This is a genomic window from Kordiimonas sediminis, assembly GCF_014656395.1.
Taxonomy (GTDB): domain Bacteria; phylum Pseudomonadota; class Alphaproteobacteria; order Sphingomonadales; family Kordiimonadaceae; genus Kordiimonas_A; species Kordiimonas_A sediminis.
Window position 1 is genome coordinate 703353 of record NZ_BNCI01000002.1, and the last position, 20575, is coordinate 723927.

Below are 20575 nucleotides of genomic sequence, written 5' to 3' on the forward strand. Positions count from 1 at the left end.
TGACGTGACATATCAGGCAAAGTCGGCATTTCGGCTTGACAAGCCAGTCCCAAGACAGTAATCACGCGATCGTAACGAATGGTCAGGGCAATGGTGTCCCTGTCCGCGCAGACAATACAGTGCCTTATCATTTAATAAATGGACATGCACACGTCTGCGGCGCCATGGAAATAAAGGAGCGATTCAATGTCCAAGCGTATCCAAGCGAAATACAAACTCGACCGCCGTATGGGCGAAAATATCTGGGGCCGTTCAAAGTCACCAGTAAATTCCCGTGAATATGGCCCAGGTCAGCACGGTCAGCGCCGTAAAGGCAAGCTGAGCGACTATGGTATCCAGTTGCGCGCGAAGCAGAAGCTGAAAGGCTACTACGGCAGCATTCTTGAGAAGCAGTTCCGCCGCTACTACGAAGAAGCAGTGCGTCGTAAAGGCGACACAGGTGAAAACCTTATCGGTATTCTTGAGTGCCGTCTGGACGCTGTAGTGTACCGCGCGAAGTTTGTACCAACTGTATTTGCTGCACGTCAGTTCGTGAACCACGGTCATGTTCTCGTAAACGGCAAGCGTTGTAACATTCCTTCCCGTCTGGTTCGTCCGGGTGATGTTGTAGAAGTCCGTGAAAAGTCACGTCAGATCCCAATGGTTCTCGAAGCTCTTCAGAGCCCAGAGCGCGAAGTACCTGAGTATATCTCTGCAGAAGGTACTAAAGCGACTTACGTGCGTATCCCAACACTGGACGAAGTACCTTACCCAGTGATCATGGAACCAAACCTGGTCGTGGAATTCTATTCCCGCTAATAAATTTGACTGGTTGCAGCTTGCAATCATTCTAAGATTAGTAGAAATTAAACCGTCCAACAGTTGTTGGGCGGTTTTTTTATTATGCGGGAGGAATGGTGATGGAGCTATATTATGTAAGTGGCTGTGCCGCTTTATTTTGTTTCTATAAATATTTCACTATCGCTAAGGCGGGGCAACATATGAAAAGCACTGGTGCGTCAGTTGAGTTGCTTGAATGGTATACAAGTAAGGCATCTAGTTGGTTTTCTTACTTTTTGATGGCGCTAGGATTAACTGCGATTTCCTACTTTTTATAGGAGCAGCATAATGGCTACTACAGATTATAATGCAGCTGCACAGCTAGATGAAAAAATTCCACACACGCATATAGCCTTAACCAATCTGCTAACGAAAATGGCTAAATGCGATAAGTACAAAAATAAGAAACCATTTTTGGGGCGAGATAAGAAGCGCGATGCGCTTATGGCCTTTGAGGTCGGTTTGGCTGAATTGGTTGCGGCTATGAGGCTTGATGGAATTACTGAAGATAGCGACGATGCTGAAGTGATACGAGCTACTATTTGTGATTTGATGACCGTTTGTATGGAAGTTTACCCTAATTGGGGTGATGCCTATAGATTTGCTGCGGATACTTTTGCACGTGATTTTGGTGCAGGAAGTGCGCTGATAAAACGAGTTTGCAGATTATGAAGAAATTTGCAATTTGCCTTTTATTTATGACCGCACCAGCAAATGCTGACGAATATGGTTACATCAGAACAGGCGAAGTGACTGTAGGCTTTAAGACTATGTTGGGCTTTGGGATGAGTTTAAAAAAGGTTGATAAGTGGTGCAAGGGTGATGAGTGTGGGGGCTTTGGAAAGTTCTGGCAGGATGTTGATGATTATGTTGCGCGAGATGGTCGGTGTTTTATAAAATATAATGACGGCATGTTAACACGAGCTTTTAAGCCAGATTTTTATTTAGGTAATGAAAAAGTAACAGGCAATCCAACACATATTACTTTCCAGTGTCGCCGTGTTCAGCGCAAGCGTTAATATTTTCTTTCATTCATCATAATCGTCATATCAGGCGTTAAAATACTGGTTCGTTACACATTAGATCGCGAGCCAGTTTTTAAGGAACCAATACAAAAGACCATCCACTTACACGGCGGCAAGGCTTTGCTGCATACGTTAGCCAAACAGGAGGTCTTCTACGTCTTCTGTCTCTGGTTTGGGGAGTAAGACCGTGCAAGTTGTTCCCTGACCAGGTTCACTATCAATATCCAGATTACCGCCTTGCGCCTCGGCAAGGCCCTTTACAATCGATAAACCAAGTCCTAGGCCTTCGTAACTGCGGCTGGTTTCCATTTGTATTTGGGTAAACGGCTGCAACAGATTGGAAAGTGCCTCCAGAGAAAACCCAATGCCGAAGTCCTGTACAGATACGGTGTAGCTGGTCTCGGTTTCTGATAACCTTAGAATAATGGTTGAGCCTTCTTCGGAAAACTTTATGGCGTTTGATATCAGGTTAATCAAAATCTGATGTGTATGGACGGGGTCAACCAGCATTTCATCAAAGTGATCCGACCGCTCGACCCGCAGGTCTATTTTTTTGTTGGCGAGAGGGTGGGCAAAATGTTTGATGATCTGATCAATCAACTCTGGCACCATAAGCGTTAATCTTTTGGGACGAATGGACCCTAAATCAAAGCTGGAACTGGCCAGAATATTATTAATATGACCAAACAGTTGGCGGCCACTTTCCTGAATATCATGTGCATATTCAATATAGCGGCTATCAAGGGGGCCAAGCACTTCATTTTGCATTAGTTCGCTCATGCCGATGATCGCATTCAGCGGAGTGCGCAGTTCATGGCTCATAATAGCAAGAAGCTGTGACTTTGCTGCATTTGCAACTTCTGCTTTGGCCGCCAGGTCACGGATGCGCATTTCCCGTTCATACAGTGGTGTTATGTCCTGGACCGTGCCGTCCATACGTACCGGATTGCCTTTTTCATCATACAGGACATCACCGCGTTCCTGTACGACTTTAATTTCCCCGGAAGGGCAGGCAATACGGTGGATGATTTCATATTCTTCCCCTGTCTTCAGACAGTGGGACACTTTCTGCGCTACACGGTCACGGTCTTCCTCATGGATGCATTCGAGAAAATTGTCGTAGGTTGCTTCAAAGAAGAAAGGGTCCCGACCGAATATCCGGTATATTTCCACAGACCATAACAGATCACCGCTTCGAATATCCCATTCCCAATTGCCAAGTTGGGCAATTCTTTGTGCCCTTGCCAGGCGTGCCTCGCTAATCTGAAGGGCTTCTATCCTTTGTTTGATTTCAGAAACGTCACGGCAGATCGCGGTGAATACCTGCTTACCGTCAATTATGTGTTTTTGAATGGTTATGTCCAGATCAAGTGAACGGCCATCACGGGTGCGGGCAGGAACATTTGGGCGCATTGTTCGGGCGACAAAGTTAGTATCACTCTTTGCAAAAAGGCCGACATGTGCAGCATGACTGTCCCGGTATTTCGCGGGCATCAGGATACCAATTGGCTGCCCCAGCAGTTCCGCCTCGCTATAGCCAAACAAATCTTCTGTTGCCGGGTTTACATCCTGTATTATGCTTTGATCGTTAATTATAATTACAGCGTCTGACACGGCGCGTAGCAACCGTGCAGTCATGGATTCCGGTAATGGTTTCACCCCTTCGCCCCTCTGCTAAGTTATGCTGGCTATGATCATGGCCAACACAAATCCCACACCGATAAAATACCCGATTAAAATGCAATTACAAGAAGTAAAAATAAGTCTATAGTTGTATTTACTGAATAAGTTTCATTTTTCAAATGTTACTAATTAAGTCTGAAAAACAAATTAAACATAGGGGTTTATCAAGTCTTGATGTGTATTTACATGCTTTAATAAGTACTTGAATGCAGTCTTTGGTAGTATTTCCTGAGGTGTTTCTAAGAGTGCAGGTGGGTATAGGAGAAACCGATTTTCCTTGTACTATTCGGGGTAGGGGACTACACCAATATTTCATTATTGTGTTTCGAGGGGAGCCATACTGGCTGAGAGTATCTACGAAGGTGGATAGACCCTTAGAACCTGAACTGGATCAAACCAGCGTAGGAACGGAGCGACATCATGCCTGACGATCTGAATACTGATTTTTCTGTTACCACCGGCGAGCTGAAAGGCTCACGCAAGATTTACATATCTTCTGATACGGACCCAACTGTCCGTGTACCAATGCGGGAAATTGACCTGCACCCAACTGCAAACGAGCAGCCGGTGCGCGTCTACGATACCTCTGGTCCATATTCGGATCCAAATCAGGAAATTGATATTTATAAAGGCCTGCCGCGTTTGCAGGAAAAGTGGATCAGGGATCGCGGTGACGTAGAAGAGTATGTCGGCCGTGATATTAAGCCAGAAGATAATGGCAATGCCGGTGAAAAATATCTGGCGCCTGAATTCCCGGTGAAGATAAAGCCACTACGCGGTAAAAACGGCGCTGCTGTTACGCAGATGGCTTATGCCAAGCGCGGTATCGTGACCAAAGAAATGGAATTCGTAGCAATCCGTGAAAACCTAGGCAGAGCGCAGTGCAAACATGCGTTAAAGCGTGATGGTGAACCGTACGGTGCCGCTATCCCGGACTTTATTACTCCTGAGTTTGTGCGTGATGAAATCGCTGCAGGTCGTGCGATTATCCCTAGTAATATTAACCACCCAGAGGCTGAGCCACAAATTATTGGCCGAAATTTTCTGGTTAAAATCAACGCGAATATTGGTAATTCTGCGGTTACGTCTTCGATCGCCGAAGAAGTTGATAAAATGGTTTGGGCAACCCGCTGGGGTGCTGACAATGTGATGGACCTGTCAACGGGCCGTAATATTCACAATACGCGGGAATGGATTTTACGGAACTCACCTGTACCAATTGGAACGGTCCCAATTTATCAGGCCCTTGAAAAAGTAGACGGCGTTGCAGAAGACCTGACATGGGAAATTTTCCGTGACACCTTGGTTGAGCAGTGTGAGCAGGGTGTTGATTATTTCACGATCCACGCTGGTGTGCGTCTTGCGTATGTACCGATGACAGCAAGCCGTGTAACAGGCATTGTTAGCCGTGGTGGGTCAATCATGGCGAAATGGTGTCTGGCACATCATAAGGAAAGTTTCCTTTATGAGCACTTTGAAGAAATTTGCGAATTGATGAAGCAATATGACGTTTCTTTCTCTCTTGGAGATGGACTGCGTCCCGGTTCAATTGCCGATGCGAATGATGAGGCTCAGTTTGCAGAGCTTCGCACGCTGGGTGAATTGACGAAAATTGCATGGAAACATGACGTTCAGGTGATGATTGAAGGCCCGGGACACGTTCCCATGCACAAGATCAAGGAAAACATGGACGAACAGCTTAAGCATTGTCATGAAGCTCCTTTCTACACGCTTGGGCCACTAACAACAGATATTGCACCTGGGTATGATCATATTACCAGTGCTATTGGCGCTGCGATGATTGGTTGGTACGGCACGGCTATGCTTTGCTATGTCACGCCGAAAGAGCATCTGGGGCTGCCTGACAGAGACGATGTTAAAACGGGTGTGATTACCTATAAGCTAGCTGCGCATGCAGCCGATCTGGCGAAAGGTCACCCCGCGGCACAGGCACGTGATGACGCATTATCCCGTGCACGATTTGAATTCCGCTGGGAAGATCAATTTAATCTGTCACTTGATCCAGAGACAGCACGTGACTTTCATGACCAGACACTTCCAAAAGAGGCGCACAAGGTAGCGCATTTCTGCTCTATGTGCGGGCCGAAGTTCTGCTCTATGAAAATCTCACAGGAAGTACGGGATTTTGCCGCAGCTAAAGAAGCCGAAGAAGGCATGGAAGAAATGTCTAAAAAGTTCAAGGAACAAGGTTCGGAAATATATCAGCCAAAGGATGCAGCAGAATAAGTCTTCCAAACGTTTGTAAGAAGTTAATTTTAAAGCCTCGCAGTTTATTGCGGGGCTTTTCTTTTTGTATTCTTACCGTCTGAATACAGCCCTGTGATCCAAATTGGCAGGGTTTTAACAATGGTTTATTTCACGGGTATGTGTATGGACGGGCCGGTAACGATATGCGTAGGCTTTGTTAACCGTGACAATAGGGAGATAAACGGTGATGAAGTTCGCTAAAATACTGAAAACTGGTTTACTGGCGACGGCATTAATGGTGCCAACAGCTTCTCTGCTTGCTGACAATGCTATGCAGTCCATAGAAGAAGCAGTCAAGAGTAGCCACCGAACGGCGGAACATATGCAACATGACCCGCAGCGGAAACCGGCAATGATACTAGAGTTTGCCGGTGTTAAGCCTGGCATGACAGTTCTCGACATCAATTCAGGGCGGGGATATTATTCTGAAATCCTGTCTAGCGCTGTAGGGGCAGAAGGGCATGTTATTGCCCATAACGGTCCTGTTTATTGGGCATTTATGAAGGAAACTTCACCGGCGGGCCTGGCTGAGCGGGAAAACGTTACTGAAATCCACAACGGCAAAGAAGCCTTTGATGTGCCGGAAAATAGTGTAGATGTGGCACTGAATGCACTGGCGTATCATGATTATTTCATGTCGCATGAAGCATCTTCAGGGGAGCTGCGTTCGGCCATCAATGCGTCTCTGTACCAGGCGATTAAACCGGGCGGTGTCCTTATTGTGATTGATCATATTGGTGTTGCAGGTGCAGACGAGGCTGAAATTGGCAAAATTCACCGCATTGACCCGCAGCGTGTTCGTAGCGAGTTGGAGGCAGCAGGCTTTGAATATGCAGGTGAGGCAGACTTTTTAAGAAATCCGGCAGATTCACCAGATAAGCCTTGGTTCGGTGCGGAGGTGCGTTACAGCTCGGACAGGTTTGTGTATAAGTTTATCAAAAAATAGACGCTGTAAAAAATAAGACTGGTAAGAGTTCATTACCTTACCAGTCTGTGTACTTTAAGGGCAGGGCATCGGCGACAGTTCTTCGATCTCGTCCAACCGCTTCAAAACATCATTTGGCAAAGAAACATTTGCACTTTCCAGACATTCCTGAAGTTGCTCTGGTTTGGTTGCGCCGATGATATTACTGGTCACAAAGGGGCGATCATTAACGAACGCCAGCGCAAGTGTTGCCAAAGACATACCCAGTTCCTGCGCCAGATCCATATATCGCTGAGTTTGTATTTCAGCATTTCCAGTTTTGTAGCGGCTAAAATATTTATAGAGGGTAAGGCGCGCACCTTCAGGCTCTTTCCCACCTAGATACTTGCCCGATAGAACGCCCATTGCGAGTGGGCTGTATGCTAGTAGGCCTGCTTTTTCCCTGATTGATATTTCTGCCATGCCAACTTCATAAGAACGATTAAGAAGGCTATAAGGGTTTTGAACAGACTGGACTCGTGGCAAACCATTTTGTTCAGCTTGACGTAAACATTCCATCAGTCCCCACGGTGTTTCGTTCGATAGTCCAATATGCTTAATTTTCCCCTCTCGGATAAGCTCGCCAAGTGCAAGTAAAGTCTCTGCAAGAGGTGTTGCTGTATCATTCTCTCTATGCCTGTAATATCGGGTGGCAAAAAAATTGGTAGCCCGTTCCGGCCAGTGCAACTGGTACAGATCAATACAGTCAATACCGAGACGTTTCAGGCTACCTTCAACGGCTTCTCTGATATGTGCCCTGTTCAGGCGATTATTGCCGTCCCCAATATGGGGACGGTATTTGGGCATGGTCTCTGCCAGACTTGAAACTTTGGTTGCTATGATATACTCATCTCTGCGCCCGGTTTTTTTGATCCAGTTTCCAATAATCTCTTCGGTCTTGCCGTGCCGTTCTATGGTGCCGGGCACAGGGTATAGCTCAGCCGTATCAAGAAAATTAACACCGTAATCAAGCGCCATATCTAGCTGGCGATGCCCTTCTTCTTCTGTGTTCATGGTGCCCATGTTCATGGTTCCAAGACAGATTTTACTGACCTGCAAATCAGTGTTGCCCAGTTGTCGCTTTTCCATGCTTAATCCCCCATGCAAAAACAGCGATACACTGGGTACCGCTGTTTTCTATAATTGATTTGTGATTATTCAGTTCCAGCGATTAACTGCTGTAGTTCACCGCTTTCGAACATTTCGCGGACAATATCGCAGCCACCTACAAACTCACCGCGTACATAAAGCTGTGGTATCGTTGGCCAGTCAGAGTATTCTTTAATGCCTTCACGCAGTTCTGGGTCTTCCAGAACATTGTAGCTTTCAAAGTCTTTGCCAATATGCTGCAGTACTTGTGCTACGACACTGGAAAAACCACACTGCGGGAATATTGGTGTGCCCTTCATGAAAAGAACCACGTCGTCGCGTGTTACATACTCTTTAATGCGTTCAGATACTGGGGAGTCACTCATTCTAAATTCCTGATTACGATGCCTGATTATTTATCTATGATCAGGCTGGTTTAATTATTTGACGCGTTTTCCATAACATAGGGATTTATGTAAAAAATCCAACCATCTTGGTAGGAAAAGCAGTAAAAAATGATAGTCGCCGTTCGGAAGGGTTACTCCGGCACAGATGTTTGAAGAGCCAAGGCATGTAATTCTCCGCCCATGCGGCCTTTCAGGCTTTTATAAACCATTTGGTGCTGCTGTACACGGGACTTGCCCTGAAACCCATCATAAATCACGTGCGCGGCGTAATGGTCGCCATCTCCACGAAGATCTTCGATCCTGACTGTTGCGCCGGGTAGGCCTTGTTTAATTAATAACTCAATTGCTTCTGCAGACATTGCCATAACTTTTTCCCAACGTGATTGTGTACTTTCTATAAGACAATATGGCATCCCTGTGGCTATGATCAATATCGATAATTAATAAATCGAGTATTTTGTGGGGAATAGGGGTGCAAGGTTGGCAATCGCTGAAAGCTACTGACGGAACAAATATTCCGTTTAAGGAATTTGGCGTTACTGAACCATCTGAAACTGTTTTAATCTTGTGGCCAGCGCTTGGTGTACGGGCTCGATTTTACGAATCTTTGTGTGAAGAGCTAGCGTGCTTAGGTGTTACAGTGGTGTTGGCGGAACAAAGGGGACACGGATGCAGTCCCTACAGGCCCGGGCGCGGAGAGAAATTTAATTTCCATGACTATGTCACAACAGACATGGTTTGTCTGCTCGACCATATCAGGGGAAAATATCCCAGTGCGTCCCTTCTCATGGGTGGGCATTCCCTTGGCGGTCATTTATCCAGTGTTTTTAGCGCCTTATTCCCAGAGAAAATTGACGGTATAGTCCATATTGCCTGCAGTTTTCCCTTTAAGGGCGCGTATCCCGGCAGAACTGGCAGGCAGATAGGCTTGTTATGTAACCTTATTCCTTTGTTTGGACTGTTTTGGGGGTACTATCCGGGCAAACTGGTTGGGTTTGGCGGTAATGAATATTTGGGCGTGATGCAAGACTGGCGCATGTGGGCAAGATCAGGGTGTTTTGATACTGCAGACTTTAAGGATATTAATCAAAAAATGTCTAATTTTACCGGGCAGGTGGTATCTATTCGAATGGACCAGGATGACTATGCAACGGACCAGGGGCTGGAATTGGCCGTCTCTGGATTTACTGCTGCCAAGGTCGACCGTGTTCAGTTGACAGAAGAACATCAAGGTAAATACCTGGGGCATTTTAACTGGGCAAAGAAACCGAAGGGTGTGGCACAATCCATAAGTGACTGGATTAGTAAAACAGGAGAAGAGCAAGGATGAAAAGAACCCCGTATATTGACCCCGAAAGAGAACAGTTTGAGGTCTTTAAAAACCTACCGAGGGACGAGCCAATTCATATGCTGAATCTGATTAAGTTTAAGGATAAAGCCACATATGAGGACGGTCGTGATATGTCTGGCGCAGATGCTTATGCTGCCTATGGTCGCGAATCCGGTCCGGTCTTCTCTCGTGTGGGCGGCAAAATTATTTGGCGCGGTATTCCACAGGTTATGTTGATCGGTCCTGATCATATGGTTTGGGACCAGATATTCGTGGCATGGTACCCGCATGCAGGTGCCTTTCTTGAGATGGTTACGGACCCTGCTTATAAGATTGCTGTCAAGCACAGACAGGCAGGCGTAGAAGATAGTCGATTGATACGCTGTAGTGGATCAGATGTTGGATCAAGTTTCTAACAGCCAGCAAAATTCGAAGATCTTCAAAGAAATAAGCCAGCCCATAAGGCTGGCTTATATAATGTTTTCATCTGTACCGCAGTGTTACTCAGCCGCCGCCATAAAATCAGGCATCCAATTTTCATGTGCTGCAGTCAGGTCTGCAATTGTAAGAGAAACGGCGTCACCAACAGTTAGAGTATCGCCACCTGTTACTCCCAGTTTGGATACTGGGACACCGGCGTCTTGCGCTTCTTTATAGATAGTTTCAGCAACGGTAGCGTCTGCTGCGATCAGATAGCGTGCCTGCGTTTCAGAGAACAGGTGCACATGGTTAGGAAGACTATCGTCAACTGTAACTGTAGCACCGATTTTACCAGCAATAGCCATGTCGGCCAGTGCTGCAATCAAACCACCGTCGGACAGATCATGGCAGGTATCTACCTGGCCATTTTCAATCAACGCCCGCACGAAGTCACCATTACGACGTTCCAGATCCAGATCCACAAGTGGTGGACGACCCGTATCTTCACCAAGGATGGCTTTCTGGTAGATGGAGGCACCCAGTTCGTTCTTGGTCTCACCAATCAAGAGGATTGTTTGACCGTCTGCCTTAAAGGCAACAGACGCCATTTTGTCACTGTTTTGCATTAAACCAACACCGCCAATAGCAGGGGTTGGGTGAATGCCTGTGCCATTTGTCTCGTTATATAGTGAAACGTTACCGGAAACGATTGGGTAATCTAGTGCCCGGCAAGCGTCTCCCATGCCTTCCAGACATCCTACAAACTGCCCCATAATCTCAGGTCGCTCAGGGTTGCCAAAATTCAGGCAGTTTGTAATCGCAAGTGGTTTGGCGCCAGTAGCTGTCAGGTTACGCCATGTCTCAGCAACTGCCTGTTTGCCGCCTTCATAGGGTTCTGCGTAGCAGTAGCGTGGTGTTACGTCTGTGGAAATGGCCAAAGCCTTTTCCGTGCCGTGCACACGCACAACGGCTGCATCACCACCGGGACGACCAATTGTATCGCCCATAACCATATGGTCATACTGTTCCCAGATCCAGCGGCGGCTGCAAAGATGTTCGCCGCCAATAAGATCAAGTACGGCCTTGTTCAGGTCAGCAGGCGCAGCAACGTCCACTGTTTCCCGGACCGGTGTAGGGACATGTGGCCGGTCATATTCAGGTGCATCTTCAACAAGACTTGCAATTGGCATATCGCCAACAATTTCACCGCCAAAGGTAAGCGTCAGGCGACCGGTATCCGTAATTTCACCGATCACGGCAAAGTCCAGTTCCCATTTTTCAAAAATGGCCTTTGCCATTTCTTCCCGGCCAGGCTTCAGAACCATCAACATGCGTTCCTGCGATTCTGACAGACACATCTCATAAGGTGTCATGTTTTCTTCGCGCTGTGGAACATTGTCCAGGTTAAGTTCGAAGCCAACTCCGCCTTTGGACGCCATTTCCACGCTAGAAGATGTCAGGCCAGCTGCGCCCATATCCTGAATGGCGATAATGGCATCGGTTGCCATCAGTTCAAGACATGCTTCAATCAGCAGTTTTTCAGTGAACGGATCACCAACCTGCACAGTAGGGCGTTTTTCTTCGCTGTCCTCTGTGAATTCTGCAGAAGCCATTGTGGCACCGTGAATACCGTCACGACCAGTCTTGGAGCCTACATAGACAACCGGGTTTCCGACACCTGCGGCTGCACTGTAGAAAATCTTGTCAGCATCAGCCAGACCAACGGTCATGGCGTTGACAAGAATATTGCCGTTGTAGGATGGGTCAAAGTTGGTTTCTCCGCCCACAGTTGGTACGCCCACACAGTTGCCGTATCCACCAATTCCCTCAACAACACCGGCCAGAAGGTGCCGTGTTTTTGGATGTTCTGGTTCACCAAAACGAAGGGCGTTCATATTGGCGACAGGGCGTGCACCCATTGTGAAAACATCACGCAAAATACCGCCAACGCCTGTCGCTGCACCCTGATAAGGTTCAATGTAGGAAGGGTGGTTATGGCTTTCCATTTTAAAGATCGCCGCCTGTCCATCACCTATGTCAATAACGCCGGCATTCTCGCCAGGTCCGCATATGACCCAAGGTGCCTTGGTTGGCAGTTTCTTTAAATGAATTCGGGAAGATTTGTATGAGCAGTGCTCGGACCACATTACACTGTAGATACCCAGCTCAGTATAGTTAGGTTCACGTCCCATCGCACCGACAATGCGTTGATACTCTTCTTCCGTCAGGCCGTGTTCCTTAACGATCTCCGGGGTGATTTTGATTGAATTTACGTCAGTCATGTCAAGTGCCCCTTAACCGAGTGTGTTCAAAATTGAGGTAAAGAGCGCGCATCCGTCAGTGCCGCCCAGTTCCTTGGCGATCATCCGCTCAGGGTGTGGCATCATGCCCAGAATATTACCCTTATCATTCAGGATACCGGCGATGTTACGCTGGGCGCCATTAATGTCTTCAGCATATTTGAAAGCTACCTGGCCTTCACCTTCCAAACGGTCGAGGGTCTCTGTGTCGGCATAAAAATTACCGTCATGGTGTGCCACAGGAATAAGGATTTCCTGTCCTTTGGAGTAGTCTTTGGTGAAGGTGCTTGTGTCGTTCTCGACGGTCAAGGCAACGTCCTTACAGACGAACTTAAGCCGTGCATTACGCATTAACGCGCCAGGTAACAGTTTGGTTTCTGTCAAAATCTGGAAACCATTACATACGCCAAGTGTCGGAACACCAGCCTGAGCACGTTTGATAACTTCCGCCATGATTGGCGACCGTGCAGACATGGCACCACAACGGAGATAGTCACCATAAGAAAAACCGCCGGGCAGGGCGATAAAGTCTACGTCATCGAATGTTGTATCCTGATGCCAGACCATTTGTGGCTTTTGCCCGGTTATTTTCTCAAGGGCAACAGCCATATCCCGATCACAGTTTGATCCGGGAAAGACGATTACTGCTGATTTCATAATCTTTACTCCAGCTCGATGCTGTAGTTTTCAATGACTGTATTCGCCAGAAGCTTCTTGCACATTTCTTCAACTGCAGCCTGGGCTTTGGCCTTGTCAGTTTCTGTCAGGTCCAGTTCAATGTATTTTCCCTGGCGTGCAGCATCTACGCCGTCAAAGCCTAATGTTCCAAGTGCATGTTCAATCGCCTTACCCTGGGGGTCAAGTACACCGTTCTTCAGGGTTACGTGAATTTTAGCTTTCATGACTATGAGATCCTTATCAGATATTTTAAAGTACAAAATATAAGCAAAAAGAGAGCATTAGCTCTCTTTTTTAATGTGGTCTGCAATTTCGGTTACGTCGGCATTCGGCAGGATACCAAGTCTACGAGCAACTTCCTGGTAGGCTTCCATTTCACCACCTAGGTCACGTCTGAAACGGTCCTTATCCAGCTTTTCGCCGGTTGCAAGGTCCCAAAGACGACAACCATCCGGGCTGATCTCGTCTGCCAGAACAACCATGCACTCATCGCCATCATACAAACGGCCAAATTCCAGTTTGAAATCTACCAGCTTGATTCCGATTGCTGCAAACATGCCGGACAGGAAGTCATTGACACGCAGACTGTAGTGAACCATTTCGTCGATTTCATTCTCGTCGGCCCAGCCGAAAGTCAGAATATGTTCTTCTGCGATCAGTGGATCACCAAGCTCGTCAGATTTATAGCAGAACTCGACAAGCGTGTTAGGAAGTTCTGTGCCTTCCTCAATGCCAAGGCGTTTGGAAAGACTTCCCGCTGCCACGTTACGCACAATCATTTCAACCGGTATGATTTCAACTGCCTTCACAAGCTGTTCACGCATGCTGAGGCGTTTAATAAAATGGTTTGGCACGCCAATGCCAGAAAGGGCAGTGAAAATGTGCTCTGAAATATGATTGTTTACGACGCCTTTCCCTGCAAGGGTGCCCTTTTTCTCGGCATTAAAAGCTGTGGCATCGTCTTTGAAATACTGAACAATGGTACCTGGCTCTGGTCCTTCAAAGAGAACCTTGGCCTTTCCTTCGTAAATTTTATTCTTGCGGGACATTTTAATCCGACTTTCGAGAAGGCCGTTTTGCATCTGCAGAACAGCAAGTTATAATCGCGGCGCGACCATAGCCGAACAGGCACTGTATAACAATATTTCTGTAACATTTTCCGTAGTCATTTACGGAAAAAGAAAGAAGTTTTATCCTCATTCAGTGAAATCGCACTTTTATTGCGAGGATATTAGAGAAAAGGTCTTGGCAAAACGGCATTTTAGGGCCATATGGGAAAAGAATCGGGATAAAGGAGTATTTCCATGACAACCTTCGATAATCGGGAAAAAGCGTTTGAAAATAAATTCGCGCACGATGAAGAATTAATGTTTAAAGCACGGGCGCGCCGTAACCGTTTAGTCGGTGAATGGGCTGCGAAAGAGCTTGGAAAAGCGGATGACGAAGTAGAGGCATACGCAAAGTCAGTGGTTATTGCCGATCTCGAAGAAGAAGGTGATGACGATGTTATTCGCAAGCTGAAGGCTGATTTTGAAGCTGCCGGTGTTGAGTTTTCAGATCACCGTATTGAAAAGCTTCTTGAAGAAAAGCTCCATGAAGCCATTAAACAGGTTCAGGCTGACGTTAAGTAACAGTCGTCCGTAAAAGCATATAAAAAAGGCGCCTCGAACTGCAGGCGCCTTTTTTCTTTAAGTAGCGTTGTGGTGTGTGATGTCAGTCTTTTAGTCGTGTACCGCACCGAATGAGCCGATAGCTCTGACTGTTTTCTCTCCTGGGTCAAATAGAGACCAGATACCGCCAACTTCTGCAGGGGCTCCGCTGTCTACAGGGCCATAGAATGTACCGCGAATTTCACCATGTAAGTAGGGGACATCCGTACTGGCAACGCCGATAAATTTATTAGAGCCTTCTGTAAGAGAAAGAGAGGAGTGAAAGTCTTCCCAAGGGGTGGTGACACCAGAAATTACATGTGTACGCATCATGTTGTTCATGAAGGCATTCAGCGTCAAAGCATCAAAGTTAGCAGTGATTTCAACATCACCAGCGAGGGTATACTGATCATGCACTCCAAGTTCAATATCGTTTTCATCTAGAATGCCTACTGTCTTGCCAGTGTAGGATGCAATTCCGGTCGTTGGCATGTCTTCTGGGCGTGTTTCATTGCCGAAAGCAATTCCACCAACAGCTTCACGCCAGCCTTCGATAGGGAGAGGGTACACGAGCGCGCTCCATAATCCAAACGACATGTAGTTCAATAGTAAACCATCTCTGGCAGTGCCAGGCTTGGTCAGGTTGAGATGATATAGAAGTTCGTTTGCGTCATCTAAATCTTCACCAACAGAAGAGTACACTAGAGAATCTGTAACTTCAGTGTCTCTCTCAAATTCTCTGAAGTTATGGAAGAAGGTAATATTCCCCTGACTTACATCTATGCTGAAACTGCCATCAGATGTGTCATAATGCACAGTAGCATTGCCATTGCTGCTGACAAGAGTAGGGTCGGTCTCGTCATCAATATTTAGAACTAGGTCCATCGTTACGGAGGACGCTCCAAACGTTGTAGATTCCGTCAGGTCAAGTTTGTCGTAAACATATTCTTCTTCAGGGGGAGGAGGCGGAGGTGGTGGCGGTACAGGAGTTCTGCTGAATAATTCGCCATTTGTCTGATAGTCGCCGCCACATGCTGCCAACGTCAGCATGGATGTTAGTGCGAACAGGCTAGGTGTGAGCTTCATTTTATATCCCCCAAGCGATATCTGAAACATTGCTTTTGATATTTTACCCTATAGGCAAGACTAATTAACATATGATAACCATATATTTTAACGGCTGTCTATTAGTTGCTAAATATTTGTATTGTTACCATTTTTATTAAAATAATAAGAAAGAATTTAGGGGCGGGCTTTCTATGGGTTTGATCTTTTCGCGTGACTAGAAAATTTAATAGTATCCTGGCCCTGTTTGTTAGTGCGGTGGTGAAGTGCTTGCCGGCGGTGAGCGCAGCAGATGTGAGTGAACAAGAAAGCTTTGACCGTATTCCCCTAACACAAGATCAGGTTTTTGAAACTGTTAGTCATTTGATTTTAACAAAACAGCACCAAGCTGCTTTGACATTACTGTCTCAGCTAGAACACTCCGGCGCTGATCAGATACAGATAGACTTTCTAAGAGGGACTATTGCTGGCCAAAATGATGATTGGCCAATGGCCATTCGCTATTATAGAGGAATTCTGGCTGGCAATCCGTCCTTACTTCGAGTTCGCCTGGAGCTGGCACGTGCATTTTTCAATGCAGCAGATTACGACAATGCGAAACGTCAATTTGAACTGGTTCTGGCGAGTGACCAATTACCCGCCGAGGTCAGGACTAATGTCCGTGGCTTTTTAGCTGTAATATATACCAGGAAAAAATGGAGTTTGAATGTTTCGTTCAGCGCGGCGCCCGATACCAATATTAATACCGCGACCGCCTCAGAAAGAGTGACGTTATACGGATTGCCTTTTGATTTGTCTGATGACGCTAAAAGGTCATCTGGCGTTGGCATTACTGGTGATGTTTCAGCGGGCTATCGCTTTGACCTGAGACAGGGGCTTGCAGTGGATGTAGGTGGTGCCGCAAGACATACAGAATATTTAAACTCCAGTTCTTTTGACCAAACATACTTGCGGGCTCATATGGGGCCAAGAGTATATACGGCCCGGTCAGAGGTCAGGGTATTGGCTGCAGCGGGATATGCACGCTTTGGTGGACGCAGCTACTATACATCTGCGGGCATGCAGGTGACGGCTCAGCGGCAGCTAAATGACAGACTGAAGGCTTCTATTTTGGTTGGTGTCGACAAGATGAACTACACCACTATTGATTATAGAGACGGAGAAAACTATTCCCTTACAGGTCAAGTCAATTATTCCCTGTCTCGGGTAAGTTCGTTTAGGACGTATGCAGGAATTAACCTGGAGAAAACGCAAGAAGCCAGTCTTGATAATACAACATATCGGATTGGGTTTGGCTATGCACGTGAACTTGGATTGGGGTTAACGGCTACACTCTCTGGTTCATTTACATACAGGCCGTTTGATGCCTTTTCTATTCTTTATGGCGAGAAAAGAACAGATCATACAATAAGTACGGGTGTGGGTTTTACCAAACGAGATATCAATATTTGGGGCTTTGCGCCTGTTGTTCGGTATGATTATTTCCGCTCAATGTCGAACATAACTTTGTTTGATTATGACCGTCACCGCATAAACATTGGCTTTACCAGAGTTTTTTGATTGCAAGCACCAGGGGGCGGTTTCTGCTATATCGGGAATTACCGTGGCAAGGTGTCGCAGTGTATCAAATTTGATTTAGGTCATGTTTTGCTTTCTTCTCAACCGGCATAAAGTACACATGATTAAAAACTTTGATACATATGCCAATGCCCGGGTGCCAAGGTATACCAGTTATCCAACTGCCTTGCAGTTTAGCGAGTCAGTGGGTGTTGAACAGCAACAAAACTGGCTGTCTATGATTAGTGACACAGATAGCCTGTCGTTGTATTTCCATATTCCCTTCTGTCAGTCACTGTGTTGGTATTGCGGGTGCAACACCAGTGTTCCGAATGGGTACGACCGAGTGGGCGAATATCTGGATAGCCTTGTAGCAGAAATAAAAGCCGTAGGTTCACAGGTAGCAAAAGGCGCCAAAGTGCAACATGTGCATTTTGGTGGCGGTACACCGACATTCCTGTCAGGGGATGATTTCATGAATGTCATGATGCTGGCGCGGGAGACGTTCACCTTTGCAGATGATGCAGAAGTGGCCGTCGAAGTTGACCCACGTACACTGTCCAAAGATAAAGTGGATGCGATGGTGCTTGCAGGTGTGAACCGTGTGTCAATTGGTGTTCAGGATTTCAATCTGGCAGTTCAGACCAAAATCAACCGAGTTCAAACAGAGGACTTGGTAAGAGATAGCGTTGAATGGCTTCGTGATCGGGGTATTGACAATATCAGCTTTGATTTGATGTATGGCCTGCCTGGCCAGACAGAAGAAACACTTGTTGAAACTGTCTCCAAGGCGGTTGCAATGTCACCAGACCGTATTTCGGTTTTTGGTTATGCACATGTTCCCTGGTTCAAAAAGCATCAGCAATTATTGAATGAAGAGGAACTGCCAGATTTGGATGCACGGGCCAAACAGGAAAAAATCATTGGTGATGCTTTGATTGCTGCAGGGTATGAAGCGATTGGATTTGATCATTTCGCCAAACCAGAAGATTCAATTGCATTGGCTGCCAGAGTAGGGAGCCTGCGACGCAATTTTCAGGGGTACACGGATGATCCTGCAGACTATTTGCTGGCATTTGGTGCCTCGGCCATCAGTAAATTGCCAGGCGGGTTTGTGCAAAATGATCCTCACACTGGGAAGTATCGCGAACTGGTCGCTAAAAACGGTGGTAGTGGGGCATCAAAAGGAGTGCCGATCACACAGGATGATATGATACGGTCTGAAATTATCATGACTTTGATGTGTAATTACCATGTTAATATCACCCGTATCTGCGAAAAATATGGGGTTTGGGCAACAGACTTCGAAGAAGATCTGGCAAAACTGGTTCCATTGGTGCGTGACGGTCTTTGCCGGGTAAAAGGCTACAATGTCACTGTAATGCCAGCGGCCAGATCATTAGTGCGCGTTGTTGCATCTGCTTTTGATGGCTATCTGGATAATGCACAGGTTCGGCACAGTAAGGCTGTCTGATATTTCCTAATTATGATTAGAGGCTTGACTCTAACACCGACTTGCTCCTTCAATAATGTGATCACATTTTTTGAGGGAGCAAATAATGCGGAATATTTATATTATTTCCGGTGCAATGTTGTTGGCACTGGGGGCTTGTAGCGCACAAAACACTGAAACAAATACAGATAAGTCATTTGCCGATACTATTTTGACCGGCGGTACCATTTATACAATGGATACGTCACAGACAGTTGCGTCTGCGATGGCAGTAAAAGACGGCAAGATCGTAGCCTTGGGTACCGTTGATGAAATGCAAGCGTATAGTGGTGACGCCACCCAAACAATTGACCTTAATGGAGCGACTGTATTTCCAGGGTTTACCGATGCGCATGTCCATGTGGCCGGTGGCGGTGAAGGGTTGCGCGGTTTAACCCTGCATGATGCACAAACCCCTGACGTGATGTTGGCGAAGATCAAGGCCTATGCTGATGCACACCCTGACATGCCTGTGATCACAGGATTTGGGTGGGAATTGAATGTCTTTGAGGCAGGAAACCCTCATAAATCCTTGCTGGATGAAATTATTCCAGACAGGCCCGTCATTCTTACTGCTGCTGATGGTCACAATTCCTGGGTAAATAGCAAAGCATTTGAAATGGCTGGTGTTACTGCTGACACTCCTGATCCGGTTGCGGGGCATATCGAAAAAGATGCAGACGGCCAACCATCGGGTACGCTACGTGAATCAGCTATGAAACTGATGGCTGGTATCCTGCCTGAAGTTACGAAAGCAGATATGGTGGCAAACTTGCGTGCTGGTGCGGAATTTCAGCTAAGTAACGGTATTGTGGGTTCTATCGACGCGGCGATCAGCGCAAATATGGAAGAGCAGGCATATCTGGATGCTGCGACCGATCCAAAATATCCACAGCGTTTCAGAGTTTCTTTGCTGGCGTCTGATCATTCAGTTTCTTCAATCGTAACTGAAGAAAACGTAGATGCAGTGGTCGAGACACTAAGTGAACGTCGACAAAAATTCCGTGAAGCGAACAAAGGCAGGGTAGATGCGGAGTCTGTCAAGATCTTTGTGGATGGTGTTCCTGAGAATTTCACGGCTGCAATGCATGACCCATATGTTGGTGTACCGCAAGGCCCAGATCATCGCGGGGTGATGAATCTAACTGAAAATGCGTTAATAAAATATGTTACTGCGCTGGATAATAAGGGTTTTAATATATTGACCCATTCGATGGGAGACCGTGCAATTGATGCAACTTTAACAGCGTTTGAGCAGATGATGGAAGCAAACCCTGCACGGGACAGGCGCAACCATATCTCGCACTTAGAGTTTTTGACGCCAACGTCTTTCAAGCGTTTTGATGTACCCGGCATGGCCGCTAACATTCAAAGTCTGTGGCACTTTAATGATCCATATATCTCTGAGCTTACAGAACCATTCGTGAAGCCAGAGATTCATCGCTGGATATACCCGGCCAAGAGCTTCAAAGACGCCGGAGCCAAGCTTGTCTGGGGTAGTGACTGGCCAGTATCAACAAGTAACCCGTTTATGTCGATCGAAGTGGCTGTCCTTAGACAGGATCCAAACAACGCAGAGGACACTCCGTGGATTCCGGAAGAAAAGCTAACGGTTGATGACATGATGGTCGCGCTTACCAGAAACGGTGCATGGATTATGGGGCAAGATGACATCCGAGGTACTCTGGAAGCAGGAAAACTAGCGGATTTCATCATCCTGTCTGCTGATCCTTATAAGGTAAAGCCCTATGACATCAGTGAAATAACTGTCAAGGCAACCTATCTGGAAGGTGAGCAAGTATATTCAAACTAAGAATATCAGCTTAACA

The 20575-nt window shown here is 46.6% G+C and carries 20 protein-coding genes and 1 riboswitch; of the genes, 11 read left to right on the forward strand and 9 right to left on the reverse strand.

Annotated features, from left to right (window positions below):
• Positions 1-186 precede the first annotated feature (186 nt).
• From rpsD to IE181_RS10845, 3 genes are all read left to right on the forward strand, one after another.
• A complete protein-coding gene (gene rpsD / locus IE181_RS10835) occupies positions 187-798 on the forward strand; it encodes a 30S ribosomal protein S4 (RefSeq protein ID WP_191252864.1) in 612 nt (203 codons plus the stop codon).
• A 309-nt stretch (positions 799-1107) separates the two neighbouring features.
• On the forward strand, positions 1108-1491 hold the full coding sequence (locus tag IE181_RS10840; RefSeq protein ID WP_191252866.1) for a hypothetical protein: 384 nt from the start codon (positions 1108-1110) through the stop codon (positions 1489-1491).
• Positions 1488-1838: a hypothetical protein gene (locus IE181_RS10845; RefSeq protein WP_191252868.1), complete on the forward strand. Its 351-nt coding sequence runs from the start codon at positions 1488-1490 to the stop codon at positions 1836-1838. Before IE181_RS10840 ends, IE181_RS10845 begins: the two co-directional genes overlap by 4 nt.
• Before the next feature lie 138 nt (positions 1839-1976).
• On the opposite strand, the gene IE181_RS10850 is transcribed toward IE181_RS10845, so the two are convergent.
• Positions 1977-3503, reverse strand: coding sequence for a PAS domain-containing sensor histidine kinase (locus IE181_RS10850; protein WP_191252870.1), 1527 nt, complete (start codon positions 3501-3503; stop codon positions 1977-1979).
• 342 nt (positions 3504-3845) lie between these two features.
• Positions 3846-3952, forward strand: a riboswitch (TPP riboswitch).
• Here IE181_RS10850 and thiC point away from each other — a divergent pair.
• Together thiC and IE181_RS10860 are read left to right on the forward strand one after the other, a co-directional pair.
• The gene (gene thiC, locus IE181_RS10855) at positions 3948-5774 is read left to right on the forward strand and encodes a phosphomethylpyrimidine synthase ThiC (RefSeq protein WP_191252872.1); all 1827 of its coding nucleotides are present in this window, start codon (positions 3948-3950) and stop codon (positions 5772-5774) included. It overlaps the preceding riboswitch by 5 nt.
• A 208-nt stretch (positions 5775-5982) precedes the next feature.
• A complete protein-coding gene (locus tag IE181_RS10860) occupies positions 5983-6741 on the forward strand; it encodes a class I SAM-dependent methyltransferase (RefSeq protein ID WP_229819526.1) in 759 nt (252 codons plus the stop codon).
• A gap of 54 nt (positions 6742-6795) precedes the next feature.
• Here the strand turns inward: IE181_RS10860 and IE181_RS10865 are convergent, their stop codons facing one another.
• From IE181_RS10865 to IE181_RS10875, 3 genes are all read right to left on the reverse strand, one after another.
• Positions 6796-7848, reverse strand: a complete 1053-nt coding sequence (locus IE181_RS10865; RefSeq protein ID WP_191252876.1) for an aldo/keto reductase — start codon at positions 7846-7848, stop codon at positions 6796-6798.
• A gap of 65 nt (positions 7849-7913) precedes the next feature.
• Complete coding sequence (gene grxD / locus IE181_RS10870; RefSeq protein ID WP_191252878.1) at positions 7914-8234, reverse strand: Grx4 family monothiol glutaredoxin; 321 nt, start codon at positions 8232-8234, stop codon at positions 7914-7916.
• Between the two features lie 152 nt (positions 8235-8386).
• A complete protein-coding gene (locus IE181_RS10875; protein WP_191252880.1) occupies positions 8387-8620 on the reverse strand; it encodes a BolA family protein in 234 nt (77 codons plus the stop codon).
• Positions 8621-8727: 107 nt separating this feature from the next.
• Between IE181_RS10875 and IE181_RS10880 the strand changes: the two genes are divergently transcribed.
• The gene (locus tag IE181_RS10880) at positions 8728-9585 is read left to right on the forward strand and encodes an alpha/beta hydrolase family protein (protein ID WP_191252882.1); all 858 of its coding nucleotides are present in this window, start codon (positions 8728-8730) and stop codon (positions 9583-9585) included.
• A complete protein-coding gene (locus IE181_RS10885) occupies positions 9582-10001 on the forward strand; it encodes a DUF1330 domain-containing protein (protein WP_191252884.1) in 420 nt (139 codons plus the stop codon). The genes IE181_RS10880 and IE181_RS10885 overlap by 4 nt, the downstream gene beginning before the upstream one ends.
• An 84-nt stretch (positions 10002-10085) precedes the next feature.
• On the opposite strand, the gene purL is transcribed toward IE181_RS10885, so the two are convergent.
• Genes purL through purC form a run of 4 tightly spaced genes read right to left on the reverse strand, consistent with a single transcriptional unit; the run spans position 10086 to position 14032 of the window.
• On the reverse strand, positions 10086-12287 hold the full coding sequence (gene purL, locus IE181_RS10890) for a phosphoribosylformylglycinamidine synthase subunit PurL (protein ID WP_191252886.1): 2202 nt from the start codon (positions 12285-12287) through the stop codon (positions 10086-10088).
• 12 nt (positions 12288-12299) lie between these two features.
• Positions 12300-12962: a phosphoribosylformylglycinamidine synthase subunit PurQ gene (gene purQ / locus IE181_RS10895; RefSeq protein WP_191252888.1), complete on the reverse strand. Its 663-nt coding sequence runs from the start codon at positions 12960-12962 to the stop codon at positions 12300-12302.
• Positions 12963-12967: 5 nt separating this feature from the next.
• Positions 12968-13207 carry a phosphoribosylformylglycinamidine synthase subunit PurS gene (gene purS, locus IE181_RS10900; RefSeq protein ID WP_191252890.1) on the reverse strand — a complete coding sequence of 80 codons (240 nt, stop codon included), beginning with the start codon at positions 13205-13207 and terminating at the stop codon, positions 12968-12970.
• Positions 13208-13264: 57 nt separating this feature from the next.
• Complete coding sequence (purC, locus tag IE181_RS10905) at positions 13265-14032, reverse strand: phosphoribosylaminoimidazolesuccinocarboxamide synthase (protein WP_191252892.1); 768 nt, start codon at positions 14030-14032, stop codon at positions 13265-13267.
• A gap of 255 nt (positions 14033-14287) precedes the next feature.
• Between purC and IE181_RS10910 the strand changes: the two genes are divergently transcribed.
• Positions 14288-14614: a DUF1476 domain-containing protein gene (locus tag IE181_RS10910; protein WP_191252894.1), complete on the forward strand. Its 327-nt coding sequence runs from the start codon at positions 14288-14290 to the stop codon at positions 14612-14614.
• A 90-nt stretch (positions 14615-14704) separates the two neighbouring features.
• Here IE181_RS10910 and IE181_RS10915 read toward each other — a convergent pair whose 3' ends face one another.
• Positions 14705-15718 carry a transferrin-binding protein-like solute binding protein gene (locus tag IE181_RS10915; protein WP_191252896.1) on the reverse strand — a complete coding sequence of 338 codons (1014 nt, stop codon included), beginning with the start codon at positions 15716-15718 and terminating at the stop codon, positions 14705-14707.
• Between the two features lie 273 nt (positions 15719-15991).
• On the opposite strand from IE181_RS10915, the gene IE181_RS10920 reads away from it, so the two are divergent.
• The 3 genes from IE181_RS10920 (at position 15992) to IE181_RS10930 (ending at position 20559) form a co-directional block, all read left to right on the forward strand.
• Entirely contained in the window at positions 15992-17257 is a 1266-nt protein-coding gene (locus IE181_RS10920) for a surface lipoprotein assembly modifier (RefSeq protein WP_191252898.1), read from the forward strand.
• A 118-nt stretch (positions 17258-17375) separates the two neighbouring features.
• Positions 17376-18728, forward strand: a complete 1353-nt coding sequence (gene hemN, locus IE181_RS10925) for an oxygen-independent coproporphyrinogen III oxidase (protein ID WP_191252899.1) — start codon at positions 17376-17378, stop codon at positions 18726-18728.
• A gap of 85 nt (positions 18729-18813) precedes the next feature.
• On the forward strand, positions 18814-20559 hold the full coding sequence (locus tag IE181_RS10930) for an amidohydrolase (protein ID WP_191252900.1): 1746 nt from the start codon (positions 18814-18816) through the stop codon (positions 20557-20559).
• Positions 20560-20575 lie beyond the last annotated feature (16 nt).